Source organism: Paenibacillus sp. EKM301P, assembly GCF_011800295.1.
Classification (GTDB): domain Bacteria; phylum Bacillota; class Bacilli; order Paenibacillales; family Paenibacillaceae; genus Paenibacillus; species Paenibacillus polymyxa.
The window spans coordinates 110,782-126,833 of record NZ_JAALFM010000007.1; the positions used below are offsets into that span (position 1 = coordinate 110,782).

Genomic DNA, 16,052 nt, shown 5'->3' on the forward strand with positions numbered 1-16,052 from the left:
GTTAAAACAACGATCTCATTTTCCGAGAGGGGTACGCAATCATGGTTTACAACCGATTATTTGACGTAGATAGTTGGAAGCTGACAACACACACTCTACATAGCACACACATGCGATTACAGGAAAGCTTAACGTCCATAGGCAACGGTTATATGGGCATGCGCGGCAATTTTGAAGAAACTTATTCAGGGGATCATCATCAAGGGACGTATATCTCCGGTATATGGTTCCCTGACAAAACAAAGGTAGGCTGGTGGAAGAACGGCTATCCTGAATATTTCGGCAAGGTCATCAATGCCATGAATTTCATCGGCATCCGTCTGATTGTAAACCAAGAGGAAGTGGACTTATTTGCGGCACACATCAGCGATTTCGTGCAGGAACTGGACATGAAGCAGGGAATCCTGCGGCGCGCTTGTACTGTGAACGACCAGGTTCGTATCACTACAGAGCGTTTTCTGAGCATTACTACACGTGAATTATGCCTGATTGATTATCAGGTCGAAAATATAAGCGATCAGCCTTTAAGCATTGAGCTTGTTCCTTATTTGGACGGCAATACGAAAAATGAGGACACCAACTATGACGAGGTATTTTGGCTGGAAGAGGCCCGTGAGGTTCAAGAGCAATTCATCAGTCTGTCCACAACGACGATAGATAATCCCTTCGGTATTCCGCGCTTTACCGTAAACGCTACCATGGGTATTGTAACCGAGGGACAGGATGAGCAGACGACGGAAGAGAGCTTTTTGTATGCTGCACGCCACTATCAATATAACGTCTCGCCAGGGGACCGTATCCAACTGCAAAAAATTGTAGCCGTCACCACTTCACGCGATATGGAAAAGGATGCATTGATTCCGCAAGGTGAACGCATTGCCGTGGAAGCTGTGAACAAAGGCTACACCTCTCTAAAGCAAGAGCATATCGACGCTTGGGCCAGACGCTGGGACAAGGCAGATGTCGAAATCGAGGGGGATACGGAGGCCCAACAGGGAATACGCTTTAACATTTTCCAGCTATTCTCTACGTACTACGGTGAAGATGCCCGTCTGAATATCGGACCGAAGGGCTTTACGGGTGAAAAATATGGCGGTGCCACCTATTGGGATACAGAAGCATATGCCGTACCTATGTACCTGGCGCTTGCAGACCCGGACGTAACGCGAAATCTGTTGCTGTACCGTCACCAACAATTGGAAGGTGCCAAGCATAACGCAGCCCAGCAAGGGCTTCGAGGGGCATTGTACCCTATGGTCACTTTTACAGGCGTGGAATGCCATAACGAATGGGAAATTACCTTCGAGGAAATTCATCGTAACGGTGCGATTGCATATGCCATTTACAATTACACCAATTATACGGGTGACTTGACTTATCTGCATGAATACGGAATCGATGTACTGGTCGAAATTAGCCGCTTCTGGGCCGATCGGGTTCATTTTTCCAACAGTCGTCAGCAGTATATGATCCACGGGGTTACTGGGCCGAACGAATACGAAAATAACGTCAATAATAACTGGTATACCAATACGTTGGCTGCATGGGTTCTGAAATATACATTATCGGTCTTGCCTCAAATTTCGACTGAGAAAGCGCAGCGCCTGGCAGTTACAGCTGATGAGCTTGCACATTGGCAAGATATCATCAACAACATGTATTATCCGTATGATGAAGAGCGAGGCGTCTTCGTACAGCACGATACCTTTATGGATAAGGATTTGCAGCCTGTATCCACTTTGCATCCGAGCAATCTGCCACTTAATCAGAAATGGTCATGGGATAAAATCCTGCGTTCCTGCTTCATTAAGCAAGCAGATGTGCTGCAAGGGCTCTATTTCTTTGGAGACCAGTTCACGCTGGAGGAAAAAGCACACAATTTTGCATTTTACGAGCCAATGACCGTTCATGAATCCAGTCTGTCTCCTTCGATTCATGCCGTGCTGGCCGCTGAACTCAAAATGGAAGATAAGGCAGTCGAAATGTATAAACGGACGGCCCGTCTGGATCTGGATAACTATAATAACGACACCGAAGACGGACTCCATATCACCTCCATGACAGGAAGCTGGCTGGCGATTGTACAGGGATTTGCCGGGATGAGAACCTATAATGAAACACTCAGCTTTTCCCCTTTTCTACCGAAGGACTGGAACAAATATACGTTTAAAATCAACTATCGCGGCCGCTTGCTAAGTATTCTCGTACAGGAGGGTGAAGTAATCATTACCCTGCTGGACGGAGAACCGCTGACGCTGGAGCTGTATGGACAGCCAACGCACATTACCAGTGGGCAATCGTTAATGGCGAACAGTGCTTCATAAATGGACCAGACAGGGGGAAAGCATATGAAAGCAGTTATTTTTGATCTGGACGGAGTCATTACAGATACGGCTGAATATCATTTTCAGGCATGGGGCAGCTTGGCGGCAGCGCTCAGCATCCCTTTCGATCGGGAATTTAATGAACAGTTAAAAGGAATCAGCCGTACGGAATCACTCGAAAAAATACTAGTGCGTGGTAACCTGTCCGATACGTTATCAGAAGAAGGCAAGCAAGAACTGGCCATGCAAAAAAACACCGAGTATCAGCGGCTTATCTCAGCTTTAACTCCCGCAGACGTTCTTCCCGGTATTAAAGCGCTTCTGAAGGAGCTTCGTGAAGCCCGAATCGGCATCGCGCTCGCCTCTGCGAGCAAAAATGCAGCGTTTATACTGGATCGGCTGGAGCTAGCACACTATTTTGACAGTGTGGTGGATGTTACGTCCATTCGGAATGGCAAGCCTGACCCAGAAATTTTCCTCGCCGGAGCTGCGAATTTGGGCGTTCAGCCTGCCGATTGTATCGGCATAGAAGACGCACAGGCCGGCATTCAGGCGATCAAGGGCGCCGGGATGTTCGCAGTTGGTGTAGGAACGCCTTCGCAAATGCAAGGTGCGGATATCGTGGTAGCCACTACAGCCGAGCTTTCTTTGAGTATGCTGGAGGAACATTTTTACGAGTTCAAAAAATGATCTCATTCTGATTAAGTTCATATGACGTTATGTATGACTAGAGACGAACACCATTAGGTGTTCGTTTTTTTCTTGTACTGTACAAAAGGATTCATGAATATTTATCACTATTTTACACATATTACATGCATATCATGCTTAAGTTTTTTGAAGGGGGAAACGTCATTGGCAAGACCACTCGAGGCGAAATTGGACCATCTAAAAAAGACCCTGGGTCATCTTCCTGATGTCGTCTTCAAAAAAATGAATGTAGGCCAAACGGGAATTCATGTCATTATGATCTATCTCTCCGGTATTGCGGATACAAGTATGATTAACGAACAAATCGTCAAGCCGCTCATTTTAACTGGAGTCCGTGAAAACCACTCCCCAGTTAATCCTGAGAAAATAAAGGAGGAGTTGATACAGCAGACAGCATTTACGATCGATATGACAGAAGGGACAGACCTTGAGACGTGTGTAAGCAAAGTATTATCGGGATATACTTGTCTGCTGATCGAAGGAACGGATGATGTTTTTTTTGCTTCTACAGGCAAATTTCCTTCGCGAAGTGTTGATGAACCCAGCACCGAAACTTTGGTTAGAGGACCAAGGGAAGGTTTTATTGAGGATTTGGAAAGTAACCTGGCAATGGTTAGAAGGCACATCAAAGATATTAGTTTCAGAATAGACAAAATAACCATAGGAAGGAGATCCTCCCGTAAATTAGCAATCTTGTACATATCGGATATCGCAAATCCGGAGCTAGTTCAGGAAGTGAAGCGAAGAGTCGAGACGATTGATGTGGATGATGCTTCTGATACCGGGGTTATTGAGCAATGGATCGAGGAACATCCATGGTCTCCGTTTCCCCAGATTCAAGCCTCTGAACGCTCGGATAAAGCGATAACGGCCTTAATGTCAGGGAGGGTTGTCATTATGCTAGATGGCACCCCTTTTGTCCTAATTGCTCCCATGACCTTCTGGATGCTGGCTCAATCCCCAGAGGATTATTATGAGCGTTTTCCTTTAGGAACATTTTTCCGTATGCTTCGTTTAATGGCTTTGTTCATTGCAACATTCCTGCCTTCGTTGTACGTTGCACTCATTTCTTTCCATCCTGGATTAATCCCGCCTGAGCTGGTCATATCTATCGTTGCCTCAAGGGAAGGGATTCCCTTTCCCGTTTTTGTGGAGGCTTTGATTATGGAAGTGGCATTGGAAATATTACGTGAGGCAAGTCTGCGGCTACCCAAAGGGATAGGACAGGTTATTGGGATTGTAGGCGGCCTGGTTATTGGACAAGCAGCTGTCGAGGCGGCGGTTGTAAGTGCTTTTCTAATTATTGTTGTTGGTCTTACTGCCATTGCGTCCTTTGCAAGCCCGCAGTACAGCGGCAGTATCGGAATCCGGCTTCTTCGTTTTCCCATTATGATGATCGCGGGGGTTTATGGGCTGTATGGAGTAATTTTAGCCTTTATTTGTTTAGGCGTACACATGGTCCAGATCAAAAGCTTTGGAGTTCCTTACATGTCACCCCTAGCCCCTGTTCGGCTAAGAGATCAACAAGACACCTTGGTACGGGTTCCTTTTAAATACCTCAGAAAGCGTCCTATGATGCTAAAAACACAGGACGAAACACATTCTAACCGGAAAAGGAAGTAAACCTATGATTTCTTACGCCTTTCTGTTTCGTCGCACCCTCTGGGTGCAAAAATGCTTTGCCGCATGGATCGTGTGTGCTCTCCTCACCGGTTGTTGGGATAGCAGAGAGATCGATAACTTGAGTATTATTCAAGGTGTCGCCATTGATATGGATCAGCAGAATATGCTGGAACTTACCTATCAGCACTTAATCGCGCAGAAATCCAGAAAAAATATGTACAGCAACGTAACAACCTTTAACAAGGATTCCATCCAGTCTGCTTCCAGGGAACAGGCCAAGCAGGTATCCCGTGCTCCTTTATATAGTTTTATTCGCCTGATTTTGATTAGTGACCAAGCTATACAAAAAAGAAGAATCGACCAGTTGTTAGATACATTTACTCGCTCCTATAAACCAAGTCGAAAATCACTTGTTATGATCATAAAAGGCGATGCGAAAGAAGCGCTCAATAAGATCGGTAAACATCAAGAGATCCCTTCTATTGACCTTGAAGCAATGGCTAAAAACAGCAATTTAAATTCAAAAATACCTTATAGAATAACATTAGGGGAAATTTCTACGCATATCTCACAAGGAGCTGACTTCCTCGTTCAAGGCATAAAAACCAATGGAGGCAACCACTTCTCTGGCGCAGCTCTGATCAGCGGCAAAACGAAGAAATTTGCTTATTGGCTGGACGAAGAGGATGTCATCGGAATCAACTGGATGCTGGGAAAAACGAAGGGCTCAATTATTAGAATTGAGAGCTCAAAGTCAAATCAATCCGTGGTGTTTGAAGTTGAGGATGTCCACACTAAACTTATTCCTCACCTCAACGGGCAGGACCTCTCATTCACAGTTCGTATTAAAGCAGATATTAAACTAAACGAAAGCACGGTTAATTCTGAAGACTTCCTGAAGGAATCATTCATTCAAACCGCTAAACAAGAGGCGCAGGATGAAATCAAATATAACGTATCCCAATCGCTAAACACACTCCAGAAAGAAATGAGAGCAGATGTGGTCGGTTTTGGCACAAAAGTAAAAGTGAACTATCCCGCTTACTGGGATCGGGTAAAGGAAAATTGGCAAGATACATTCAGTCAAATACCAATCGATGTTAAGGCTAAAGTACAGATCGAGCGAACTGGTGCTTATACAAAAGGAGAGGGTGAATAATGTCTAATATACCTTCCATGAAACATGAAAAAATATCCACAATACAAGCCTTATTTACCGTCACTTCGACCGTGTATGCTGTGGGTATTGTCAGTTTACCAAGAACCATTGCAGAGAAGACGCAAACGCCCGACGTGTGGCAGGGACTTTTGCTGGCAACTCTGCTTGGAATCGTCGTCATTTTTATCCAGGTTAAATTGTGCCATAGATTTCCGGGGAAGACGTTCTATGAGTTCAATCCTGTGATTGCAGGTAAATTCATCGGCCTTCTGATCAATATCGCATTTATTGTATTTTGCATGATGATCTGCTCTTTTGTATGTAGAATGATGGCGGAATTCCTCAAGGGTCTTGCACTGGAGAGAACCCCGATAAGCATGATTCTCTTGCCATTTCTTCTGCTTATCGGGTATCTGACCTGGGGCGGTCTCCATGCAATGGTTCGATTGATTGAGCTTTTTTTCCCTTTAACCTTTATTGTTTTTTTATTGTTGATCGTTCTTAATGTCAACCATTTCAATCTTGATCATTTGCGTCCTGTTTTCCATAAAGGATGGCGTCCGATCTTTGAATCACTTAAAGTTATACCTTTCTCTACAATGGGTTTTGAATCCATTCTTATATTAACTAATGTGATGACCCACCCACAAAAAGCATGGAAGGCCGGGTGGATCGGCTACTCGATTGCAATGGGTTTGTATATTTTAATGGTAACGATGGTCGTTGGCTGTATGTCCGTTGAAGAAGTTTCCCGACTGCAATGGCCTGTCGTTTCTTTTGCACAGCAAATTGAATTCCCCGGCGCATTTCTGGAACGATTTGAAATATTATTTATCATTTTGTGGACGATCAAAATTTTCATGACCGCCTCAAATTATTATTTCTATATTGTGGCTGGGATCAGCCAGCTCACCCAAAAGTGGAACAGGTATATCTGTTATCTCCCGTTAATTATGTTATTTTGCCTGAGCATGTATCCCCAAAATTTTATTGAAATAGGCAACTTCGATAAAATAATAGGTTACTTTGGAATAGTGGTATGCGCGGCAGTACCCTTGGTGCTTCTCGTCATCTCTATGGTCTTCCATCGAACAGAGAAGCCAAATGGGAAGAAGTAGGGGATACTTCCTCCTCGTTCTTGCCAATGAATGCCCCCCTTATGCTATAGCGTAAGGGGTTTTTCACTTTTTACCCCCAGCGGTTATTCTTCGGAATTTTCCAACTGCCCCCTCCACTCAATTTATATTCGTGAACTGATATAATGGAAGAGTTAAGCTACTATTAGATCAATATCAGATCAACTATTCTCTCTTAGGAGACTATTGCATATGAAACCAACCTATCTTATGGATGATATACAGTGGCAGCAGCTCATTCAAAACGTGGCTGACCATTTTAATGATGTAACGATCAAACGAGGTTTTCAGTATTTTAAGCAGGGAAAGGTCAAAGAATTCGCAATGACTGATGCTGACCATATCGCGGCTGTCGTGGATGGGAATGAGCTCTACGAAGTGGATCTCCACTTGAGTGCTTTTGCTGCCAGCAGATGTACATGCCCTGTTCGCACCAACTGCAAGCATATGATCGCCGTATTGCTGAATTACGCGAATGAACAGGAACGTTCCGTGCATGCATTAGTGAACGCTCATTCGGCAGGATTCGCACGGCTGACTACACAAGCAGACACCCGTACCGCACCTACTTTCCGGTCGAACCCTTCGCCGGATCACAAGGAAGCAACAAGAGATGCTCTCCGTAAAAAAGCAAGCAACCTACCGGACATGCCCGTTTCCGAATGGCATGATCTGTTCGATCAGTGTATCGCCCTTAATCATGTGCACACTCAAAATTCCCAATATGTGCAAAGTGCTTTAGCTTCGATCTATGCTGTGAAGCCGCCGCTCTCACCCGGTATGCAGCAGCTATATGGACTGCATGCCCATCTGCGTGTACTGGAGAAGCTGGTACCTCAGGCCCCCATGACGGGTTACCCCACTCATACCTATATGGGCTACTACACCCAAATCGCCGCAGATGAGCTGAAAGAGGCGATTGAACGTGATTTTGAGCGTCCTCTGGAGCTAACTGATGAACCGATGCACGAAGCTCGTATGGCAGAAACTTTAGCTTATTTACGCGAGAAAATGCTGATAGAGTCGCGGAACGGTACTTATTTTTCAGACGCATATTATCAGTTTTGGCTGTACTGGGTGTATCCTGCAAGGCAGGACCCTAGCATATATACGGAAGAATTACAGCATTTACTTGCAGCTGAAAAGGAGCGTAGTGCTACGTTGGCACGCCTTCCGTGGATGCTGGCTCAGAGCTGGATGTATGTTTACCAAGCGCAGGATCATAAAGCCTGGGAACTACTAGAGGAGGCGGAACGAGCTTTTCCACTAAAAATCTCCTCCAGCCAGTTGCTATTGTTCTTACATGCATTGCGACAGGCCGCAGATTGGGTACGTCTCAAGGATGGACTGCAGCATATCGGCCCCCTCCTTCACAGTCATCGGGACGATCATTTACAGGATTATATGCATGATTGGGAGCTGGTTTTGCAGCACCTTCCAGAAGCAGAACAGGACATGTGGGACACGCTGATGGGTATGCTTCCATTTGCCGGGGGGATGTATGAAGAGGCCCTGCTTGCTCATGAAAAATGGCGGCAATGGATCGACTATCAGCTAAGCATACGCAGTGAACCTTTGAGTTTTCGAGTGAGCGTGCTGCAACCCATCGAAAAGAACGCGCCTGAGTTGCTGCTGCCCTTTTACCATCAAGCGGTAGAACGTTATGTGCTGGAAAAAAACAGATCTAGCTATAAAGCGGCAGTTAAGCTGTTAAAGCGATTGTTCAAGCTGTACAAAAAAATGAAGCAAGAAACACGCTGGGAGCTGTTCTTCATGACCTTTACCAGCCGTCACAGCCGCCTGCGGGCGCTACAGGAGGAATTGCGGAAAGGGAAATTGTTATCATGAGCCAATATACCGAAACGATTACGGTGTACATCCAATTAACTACCTATGGAGACGCGCTAATTTATGGCGATTCCTCCATGAACTATAGCATTTCCGGTCAAATGTTGAAGCAACGTTTGTTTGCTTGGCATGAGGCTTCATTTTATGGCACCGAGCTAGAGATTCAGCATGTTCAAGACACAGATATTATCGTGCTGCCCTCGGAGCAAGTGATTCCTTTTCTGGCAGAGCAGGAGCTTCTACAGCATATCGAATGGATCTGGGACGAGGCCAATGCCCCGTGGCTTCGGCTGATCCCTCCATTGGCTCACTGTATTGAAGCGAAAGCCTATGTGCCCAGCTTCACATCGTTTCAAGCGGGGAAGCTGCAATGGGAATGGGATGCAGAAGCATTGGAAAACATCCAACCGGCAGAACTTGCTTTACTCGACAGATTGGATCAGAACGAGCGCGATGGACTGGTAGCGGCGTTCTCGGCCGCTGTTTTTCAGCGCTGGTACGGCACCGAAGCGGAAGCCGCTGACTTGCGAAGAGAATATCCGATTCTCTTCGCTCCCCAACGCCAGGTCGCAGCAGGCCTGGATGCTCAGGCATGGCTGATCGCCATTGGCTGGAAGGCCGATACGGCGCCGTTCCGCCCGCTTCTGCAACTGCTGGAGCCAGAGCTGGAGGACGACGAGCCGTCCTGGCAGCTCAAGCTTGTGTTGCAGGACAAGCAGGACCCGGCCTTGCTGGTGCCTGTACAGCTCGCCGCTGATGGCTATGCATCCGGATCATGGCCTGATGCATGGACGGCGCATGTGCGTGAGCGCTCAGGCGGGTGGCTGGAACGCTTGACCGCCATTTTGCCCGCAGGGCAGCGTGCCGGAAGCCGCGATGACATACTGAGCCGCCCGCTCTCTGACGAAGCCGCGTGGCAATTCCTGACGACCGACAGCCAGCGTCTGCTGGAAAGCGGTTGGCAGGTACTGCTGCCGGCCTGGTGGGAGGCAGCCACCCGCAAGAAGCCGAAACTGCGGGCCAAGGTACGCCCAGGCGAAGGGGCGGGAGAGCGCACGAAGGGCAGCTCGCTGTTCGGACTGGACTCCATTGTCCAGTTCGATTGGCGTGTGGCCATCGGCGATGCCGATTTGAGCGAGTCGGAGTTCGCCGAGCTTGTGGCTCGCAACGAGCGCTTGGTGCGCTTCCGCGGCCAATGGATCGCGCTCGACCCTGCGCTGCTGGCGCAAATCCGCCGTGCCATGGCCGGGATCGACAGCACTCAGGGATTGTCCTTTCAGGACATCCTGCAGCTGCATCTGCTCGGCAACACCGACGAGCCTGAAGGCGACGCCTCGGGCGAGCAGCCGGAGGACCCGGCACGCTTCCGACTGGAAGTAGAGCTGAACGCTCATCTACTGAAGCTGATCAGCCAGCTCGGACGGCAATCGGAATGGCCCGCTTTGGACGTACCCGATGGGCTGCAAGCCGAGCTGCGGACGTATCAGCAGGACGGGTATGCATGGCTTGCCTTTTTGCGACGCTTCGGATTGGGCGCGTGCCTAGCCGATGATATGGGACTCGGCAAAACGGTGCAGTTTATCACTTATTTACTGCACCTACAGGACATTGCCGCCGAGACAGGTGTGCGCTCCAGTTCGCTGCTGATTTGCCCGACTTCAGTGCTGGGCAACTGGCAGAAGGAGCTCAGCCGCTTCGCTCCCTCCTTGAAGGTCATGCTGCACTATGGAAGCAAGCGAGAACAAGGAGACTTGTTCCGCGAAAAAGTCGAGCAAGCTGATGTCATCCTGACCTCCTTCGCTACGGCAACTCTGGACCAAGAGCTGCTGCAGAGCATGACTTGGGATTCGATCTGCCTGGATGAAGCGCAAAACATTAAAAATGCTCAAACCAAGCAATCCACAGCTGTGCGCAGCTTCCCTGCACGTCATCGTATCGCGTTGACAGGAACACCTATTGAAAATCGGCTGTCCGAGCTATGGTCCATTTATGATTTCATCAATCCAGGTTATCTGGGCAGCTCACGCGCCTTTAGCAATCGCTTCATGAATGCTATTGAAAAAGAACATAATGAGCAGCGCACGTTGGATTTGCAAAAGCTGGTTCAGCCCTTCATGCTACGTCGCAAAAAGAAGGACCCTGCGATACAGCTTGATTTGCCTGACAAGAACGAGATGAAAACGTATATTCACCTCACCTCCGAGCAGGGCGCGCTCTATGATCAGATTGTTAAAGAACTGATGGAACGGATGCAGAAGCTGGAGGGGATTGAGCGCAAAGGAGCCATTTTATCAGCCCTGACCCAGTTGAAGCAGCTTTGTGACCACCCTGCTCTCTTAACTAAGGAGGCGCTCCTGGATGCAGTAGCTTCTGGTTATAGTCAGCACGATCTTGAAGCGGTTATTAGCCGTTCATCCAAGCTGGAGCGCATTCTGGCTATGGTCAAGGAGCTGCGGGAAGAGGGCGAGCGCTGTCTTATTTTTACGCAGTATATTGGTATGGGTCAGATGCTTCAGCAGGTACTCGCTCAGGAACTTCAAGAACCCGTGCTCTATCTGAACGGTAGTACATCCAAAACTGCGCGTGACCGAATGATTGATCAATTCCAATCACATACGCTTCCCCCTGACGAGCAGCCGTCCGTGTTTATTTTATCGCTCAAGGCCGGAGGGGTGGGCCTCAATCTGACAGCTGCCAACCATGTCTTTCACTTTGATCGCTGGTGGAATCCAGCTGTGGAAAATCAAGCTACAGACCGAGCCTACCGGATGGGACAAACCAAAGATGTACAGGTTCACAAATTTATCTCGTTGGGTACGCTGGAGGAACGTATTGATGAAATGCTGGAGAGCAAGCAGCAGCTCAGTGACCAAATTATCACCAGCACCGAGGGCTGGATTACTGAGCTGTCTACAGACGCGTTAAAAGACCTCTTCACGCTACGGCGCGATTGGGCATAATGAGGTGCTAAGTTCGTTATACGCCTATTTTAAGGAAGAGTAGTTTATAGCACGGTCCAACACTCCTTTGTGTGCATTTAATATCTCATCACAACAAAGGAGTTGATTTTTAGTGGCCATTCGTCCTCCACAAACGCTGAAATCTACGGGCAGAAAGGTTCCTGTTACGAGATATCGCAATGTGAGTCCAACACAAACCCTTCGTAGATTTACAGTTATCTGGGCTAATAATGATGGTGTACCTTTTAACACGTCTGGATTTTTTGCAACACTCCGGCGTTTAGATGGAACCTTTGTGCAAGCTGCAGGCTTCGACCGCTTTGGTACTGCCCGATTCAACAGAGTCCGCACACCTACGAACCAGCCTTATATTCTGCGTACTTTTAGAGATGATGGAGTATTATTCCGCGTTAGATCCGTACCTGCTGGCGTGTCCTCATTTGTCGTTATTGGTTAAATTCGTACCGAACGCAGCCTAAACGTGTTTAACAAAAAAAGCAGTCAGAACAGAGCGCATCTGTCCTGACTGCTTTTTTTCAAACTACCTACCTACTCGGAATCTTCTTCCACTTGTACGTCTTTCGTAGCGGCTGTATTGTACACCGTTTTGAGCCAGTTCTCACTCGACCAGTTCAGCTTGCCTGCGCCCGCTCCATCCTTGGCCTGCAATTGAGCAACCAGGTTGGCAGGGTCTTCGGCTGTATAGCTGTATGGCAACGTTGTGAACCCATTCCAAGAGAAGGTCTTAGCCTTCGCTGGATAAGGAGCTAATGGGCTATTCGCAGCGTCACTGCCGCCTCTGAACACGGCACCGTTGTCCGAAAAGATAACATCCTCGGCTTTGATTTTACCTGTATAATCCGCTTTGTTAGGGTCTTTTTGATTGTTACGTACCGGAGAAAACACATCAATTAAATACGATTTTTCTAGCAGCACTGCGCCGTTTTCTGTTGAAATCGCACCATTACCCACGACGTCAAAATGATATCCTTTGGCAGCGATCGCTTTGGCCATGTCGGACGTAATTCTTTTTTTGGCTCTGGCCAATCCAGCATCATCCATAACGATGTTATACGCATGAGCATTACCACCGCGCAAACGCGGCATCCGGTCCTGAATATCCAGATAATAATTATGATGCAGCGTCACTTCCAAATCCGCATTGTCGCCTGCCATTTCCGTGGCACCCACCAGATGCGCTTTCTTTTGTCGTGCTGCAATATCAATGATATCTTCTTTACTCATGCCCACTGCACTGCTTCTCAAATAAGCGTACATAGGATAGGAGGACTTATCTGCTTCCATCGCGTTGACTTGTTGGGTTACCCAGCTGCTGGAGCTGCGGTCATCTCCTCTGAACAAGGACCAGGAAATCGTAACTCCGTTACTGCCCTTTTTCACATCTACCAGGCCATCATAGGCTTTGTTAAATGTACAATGGTCGATCCATACCTTAGAGCTTGCACCTTCGATGGTAATATAATCCCAGTCATTTTTGTCATAGTTTCCTTTGGTTGCTTCATCCCATTCCCAAAGTTCATCAAATTCAAGGTTACGGAAAATCAAATTAGAACTTCGTTTGATGACAAAACCGGCATGCTTGATTTTCGCACCATTGGCCGAGAAGATTGTAACTCCATTCATATTCTCGATATAGACTTTGCTCACCCCTGTCTTTTTTAGAACAGGATGTGTTTGTACAGGATTGTTGGCACTAAATGGCATTGCCTTCGCAGCGCTAGGAATTTCATTCCAGCCAAGGTCCAGATCATTCATAATCTCAATCACTTTAACCTTGCTGCCTTTTTTCAGTGCTTCGTTAAGATCTACAGCATTGTACACCTTTTTGTAATTGGCATCGGTATCGGCAATGTTCCCACCACCTGTATTACCATACGAAAAGCCAGTCAAATTATAGTTATTTTTGGAGGTTACACTAGGCTCCACCCCAGGAGTCGGTTGTTCTGTACCCGGTGTCGGCTTCACAGGTGGTGTACTTGTACCCCCTTCTGAAGAAGCACCGGATACAATCACATTATCGAACTGAGCAACGGTTTTGGACGTTACCAGACCCATAGCTCCAGCTGTGAGGCTGGCGTCTGTTGCGGACAGCTCCAGCTGATCATTAACATACATTTTGATTTCCGAACCGGATAGCTCCAGCTTCACTCTGTACCATGTGTTGGTGTCCAGTTTGTATTTTTTATTGGTAGCCAGTGTCTTCATAGATCCATTAACTTTTTTACGAATCTCAAGGGCTCCGCCTTTCTTGTTGTACAACGATGCTGCATAGAAGTTGTTAGAATCCGTGTATCTACCTGCCACATATACTCGATTAGAGCCATTAAAATCATTTACATATACATCTGCTTGCACACTATAATTTGTCCATGAGGTATTGCCTTTTACGGAATGGCTTTCGCTTCGACTAGATTGTTGGTATGTAGAACCATTCCCGTCCTTGACCACAGACCAGTTCCCCGAATCTGCAGACCAGCCTTGAGCTTCTCCTTGTTCAAAATCATCACTTACCTGTACATTCTCATCAGCCTGTGCGTGGCCTAATAGCGGTAATGATAAAGACAGTGCCAACGTACTGCTTAACATTACACTTGCACATTTTTTTAACAAACTCGATTTCATATCACAATTCCCTTCTCAATTGGATTTATGAATACTAAAGCAAACGGTATATAACGTATTGATGGAGGAAATCATATCCATGCACCAATGAGGGCCCCTAATCGCTATACTCCAATAATTATAGGCACTTAAATAAATATTAAAATATGTCTAATTACTTATCTTTTGTCTTAATTTTTCTATTAATTTTTCGTTCTTTTTCGCGAACACACCAAATGATGTTTCATAAAATCACAAAAAACGAGATTTTTTTATTTTTGAATAAGACATACGGTTGTCATATTGAGAATGGTACATATAAAGGGGTGAGTATCACCAATTTCTCATGTAAAGGAGCGATTAGATGTCTAGCTACGACTACGCTTCCAAATCAGAGTTAAAAGAAGCCATTCATACCGCCTACTTACGGTTTGACGGTGAATTCCAGGACATCGACGAAAGCCACAAGGATACTCGAATCGACGAAGTAGATAAAACACCCGCAGAAATGATTGCCTACCAGCTCGGATGGCTTCATCTCGTCATGAGTTGGGACAAAGACGAACGGGAGGGAAAAACCGTTATCATGCCCGCCCCGAATTATAAGTGGAATAGACTAGGCGAACTATACCAATCATTCTACAAGACCTATTCCCACCACTCTCTACATGAATTACGCAATATGCTCAAGCTGGCGGAACAGACATGGCTGGATTGGGTAGACACACTCAGTCATGAAGAGCTCTTCACCCAGGGCATTTACAACTGGACAGGCACTAATCCGAACTGGCCTATGGCGAGATGGATTCACATCAACTCCGTAGCACCGTTCAAAACATTCAGAACTAAAATACGGAAATGGAAGAAATACAACGTGCAACAGTGATGAAAAAAAATGTGCATTGTGCTACAATACTTGAGTTGTATCGGGATACATTTAGGGAAGGGTAAGTGAAACGCCATGCTTATTATTGGTATTGCCGGCGGTACAGGTTCCGGTAAATCGACGGTCGCACGCGCCGTCGTTGAGCGTCTGGGATCTAATAAAGTGACTTTCATATCTCAGGATAACTACTATAAAGACCATTCACATCTGAGTTATGACGAACGTGCTTTGGTCAACTATGATCATCCGTTTGCCTTTGACAACGACTTGCTGATTGAGCATCTCCAATGTCTGAAAAAAGGACAAGCGACTCAAGCGCCCGTGTATGACTTTACGGTTCATGCTCGTTCCACGGACGAGACGGTAGAGCTTCTGCCGAATCATATCGTTATGTTGGAAGGTCTGCACGTGCTGTCAGACGAAAAACTCCGCAGCCTGCTTGATATTAAGGTATTTGTGGATACGGACCCTGATGTGCGCATTCTCCGTCGGGTTCTTCGCGATATTGAGGAACGCGGTCGCACCATCCATTCGATCCATGATCACTATTTGACGACGGTTAAGCCGATGCACGAGGCATTTATTGAGCCTTCCAAGAAATACGCCGACCTGATCCTGCCTGAGGGAGGACATAACGAGGTTGGTATTCAACTGCTGTCTATTTTGACTGAAAAATATTTGGCAGGAGATCGGACATGGGGTACTGTATAAAGTAATCCCGGTTGTTCAGGCTGTCGAGATTTTCTCGGCAGCCTTTTTTGTCTTTTGTATGCCATTTGAACT

General features: G+C 46.7%; 11 protein-coding genes. 10 read left to right on the forward strand and 1 reads right to left on the reverse strand.

The window, feature by feature from the left end:
• Window positions 1-41: 41 nt before the first annotated feature.
• From HFD99_RS17720 to HFD99_RS17755, 8 genes are all read left to right on the forward strand, one after another.
• Window positions 42-2,324 (forward strand): glycoside hydrolase family 65 protein, encoded by a 2,283-nt coding sequence (locus HFD99_RS17720; protein WP_167440967.1) that lies wholly within the window; start codon window positions 42-44, stop codon window positions 2,322-2,324.
• A gap of 24 nt (window positions 2,325-2,348) precedes the next feature.
• Window positions 2,349-3,014, forward strand: a complete 666-nt coding sequence (gene pgmB / locus HFD99_RS17725; protein ID WP_016820175.1) for a beta-phosphoglucomutase — start codon at window positions 2,349-2,351, stop codon at window positions 3,012-3,014.
• Between the two features lie 165 nt (window positions 3,015-3,179).
• On the forward strand, window positions 3,180-4,658 hold the full coding sequence (locus HFD99_RS17730) for a spore germination protein (protein WP_016820174.1): 1,479 nt from the start codon (window positions 3,180-3,182) through the stop codon (window positions 4,656-4,658).
• A gap of 4 nt (window positions 4,659-4,662) precedes the next feature.
• The gene (locus HFD99_RS17735) at window positions 4,663-5,817 is read left to right on the forward strand and encodes a Ger(x)C family spore germination protein (RefSeq protein WP_031462627.1); all 1,155 of its coding nucleotides are present in this window, start codon (window positions 4,663-4,665) and stop codon (window positions 5,815-5,817) included.
• Window positions 5,817-6,935 (forward strand): GerAB/ArcD/ProY family transporter, encoded by a 1,119-nt coding sequence (locus HFD99_RS17740; protein ID WP_031462626.1) that lies wholly within the window; start codon window positions 5,817-5,819, stop codon window positions 6,933-6,935. Before HFD99_RS17735 ends, HFD99_RS17740 begins: the two co-directional genes overlap by 1 nt.
• A 210-nt stretch (window positions 6,936-7,145) precedes the next feature.
• Window positions 7,146-8,801: an SWIM zinc finger family protein gene (locus HFD99_RS17745; RefSeq protein WP_090890823.1), complete on the forward strand. Its 1,656-nt coding sequence runs from the start codon at window positions 7,146-7,148 to the stop codon at window positions 8,799-8,801.
• Window positions 8,798-11,761 (forward strand): DEAD/DEAH box helicase, encoded by a 2,964-nt coding sequence (locus HFD99_RS17750; RefSeq protein ID WP_045244946.1) that lies wholly within the window; start codon window positions 8,798-8,800, stop codon window positions 11,759-11,761. Before HFD99_RS17745 ends, HFD99_RS17750 begins: the two co-directional genes overlap by 4 nt.
• 112 nt (window positions 11,762-11,873) lie before the next feature.
• The gene (locus tag HFD99_RS17755) at window positions 11,874-12,218 is read left to right on the forward strand and encodes a hypothetical protein (protein WP_016820169.1); all 345 of its coding nucleotides are present in this window, start codon (window positions 11,874-11,876) and stop codon (window positions 12,216-12,218) included.
• A gap of 92 nt (window positions 12,219-12,310) precedes the next feature.
• Here the strand turns inward: HFD99_RS17755 and HFD99_RS17760 are convergent, their stop codons facing one another.
• Window positions 12,311-14,404: a pectate lyase family protein gene (locus tag HFD99_RS17760; protein WP_167440968.1), complete on the reverse strand. Its 2,094-nt coding sequence runs from the start codon at window positions 14,402-14,404 to the stop codon at window positions 12,311-12,313.
• A gap of 343 nt (window positions 14,405-14,747) precedes the next feature.
• Between HFD99_RS17760 and HFD99_RS17765 the strand changes: the two genes are divergently transcribed.
• Both HFD99_RS17765 and udk read left to right on the forward strand, forming a co-directional pair.
• Entirely contained in the window at window positions 14,748-15,269 is a 522-nt protein-coding gene (locus HFD99_RS17765; protein WP_016820166.1) for a ClbS/DfsB family four-helix bundle protein, read from the forward strand.
• 75 nt (window positions 15,270-15,344) lie between these two features.
• Window positions 15,345-15,980, forward strand: coding sequence for a uridine kinase (gene udk, locus HFD99_RS17770; protein WP_013368919.1), 636 nt, complete (start codon window positions 15,345-15,347; stop codon window positions 15,978-15,980).
• Window positions 15,981-16,052: the final 72 nt, after the last annotated feature.